The sequence below is a fragment of the Bacillus sp. SIMBA_026 genome (assembly GCF_046535335.1).
Classification (GTDB): domain Bacteria; phylum Bacillota; class Bacilli; order Bacillales; family Bacillaceae; genus Bacillus; species Bacillus velezensis.
The window spans coordinates 1-1629 of record NZ_JAWRWX010000014.1 but is presented as its reverse complement, the minus strand read 5'-3'; the positions used below and the strand labels follow the sequence as shown (position 1 = coordinate 1629).

At 45.9% G+C, this 1629-nt stretch carries 1 protein-coding gene and 1 pseudogene; both read left to right on the top strand.

Going from position 1 to position 1629, the window contains the following annotated elements:
* Positions 1–56: 56 nt before the first annotated feature.
* Positions 57–170, top strand: a pseudogene (locus SB847_RS20405) (hypothetical protein); the annotation flags it as partial.
* 3 nt (positions 171–173) lie between these two features.
* Positions 174–1629: condensation domain-containing protein (locus SB847_RS20400; RefSeq protein ID WP_410578375.1), on the top strand; the 1456-nt coding region annotated here is incomplete at its 3' end.

Below are 1629 nucleotides of genomic sequence, written 5' to 3'. Positions count from 1 at the left end.
AAACGGACGAAATCAGGAGTCATCTCCTCAAGCACGATGAGATTCAGGAGGCTGTCGTGATTGTCCGAGAGGACAAAGATCAACACAAGCATGTCTGCGCCTACATTACATCCGGGAAGATGTGGAATTCGGTTGATCTCAGGTCATATCTGAAGGAGGAAATTCCTGAATTTATGATTCCATCTTATTTCGTTCATATGGAGCGGATTCCTCTTACGCCAAATGGAAAGGTGGACCGCAAAGCCTTGCCGGAACCGGATGGCCACGCTGGAGTGAACTATGAGGCTCCGAGGAATGAAGTGGAGGAGAAGCTCGTTGCGGTATGGGAAGAGATTCTCGGGTTCCGCCCGATCGGAATCAGCCATAACTTCTTTGCATCGGGAGGAGATTCTATCAAAGCTCTTCAAATCATTTCCCGGCTATCACGAGAAGGAATCGCGGTTGAGATGAAGGATCTGTTTGCCTATCCTGAAATCAAGCAGCTGAGCCGGTACGCCAAAACCGTGAACGGACAAGAAGAATCATATGAAATTGAATCTGGAAACGTCCTTTTGACCCCGATTCAAAAAGCCTTTTTCTCAGGGGGGACAGAGGAGGTCAATCATTATAATCACGCAGTGATGTTGTACAGAAAAGACGGATTCCGTGCGGAATGGGTAAAAGAAGTTCTCGAGGAAATCATGAAGCATCATGATGCTTTAAGAATGATTTTTCCAAACGAGAACGGCAAAGTTCGTCCGTTTAATCGCGGCGTGGAACCAAATCAGTTTGGCTTTTATGTCTATGACGTCTCGTCAGAAGAGGTTCCGAACCAGACGGTTCTCGAGCTTGCGACGAAGCTTCAGCTTCAAATGGATATCCAAACAGGGCCGCTTGTAAACGCAGCTGTATTTAAGACCAAAGATGGGGACCATCTTCTTCTGATCATTCATCACCTTGTCATAGACGGTCTTTCTTGGAGAATTTTATTTGAAGATTTGGCACTTGGGTACAGCCAATTGGAAAAGGGCGAAACGGTGTCGTTTTATTCCAAAACGACACCGTACAAGACGTATGCTTCCAAACTTCAGGCTTATGCCGAAGGCAAAAAGCTCGCAAGAGAAAAGCAATATTGGATGGATGTATTAAAGGAGAAGGTGCCATTCCTTGAAACCAAAGAAGAGGTCGAATCCTATTGGTATGAAGATAGCGATACGTTCAGGGGCGTTCTTGATAAAGAGGCAACACGAAAGCTCCTTCGTGAAACGAATCACGCCTATCATACTGACATCAATGACCTTCTGGTTACTGCCCTTTTAATGGCTGCAAGGCAGGAGACCGGTGAAAATCGGATCAGGCTGAACCTTGAAGGACATGGCAGGGAACAGATCGTTGATGAGGTCGACATCAGCAGGACGGTTGGATGGTTTACCACCAAGTATCCTGTCTTGATTGATCTGGGTGAGGAAACCAGCCTCTCCGTGACGATCAAAATGGTAAAAGAAACGATCAGAAAAATACCAAACAAAGGCATCGGCTATGGAATCTTGAAATATCTGAACGAAGATCCTGAGTTAAAGGCAGCTCCGCAGCCGCCCCTATTGTTTAATTATTTGGGACAAATGGATGAGGATCTTCAAAATGCGGCAT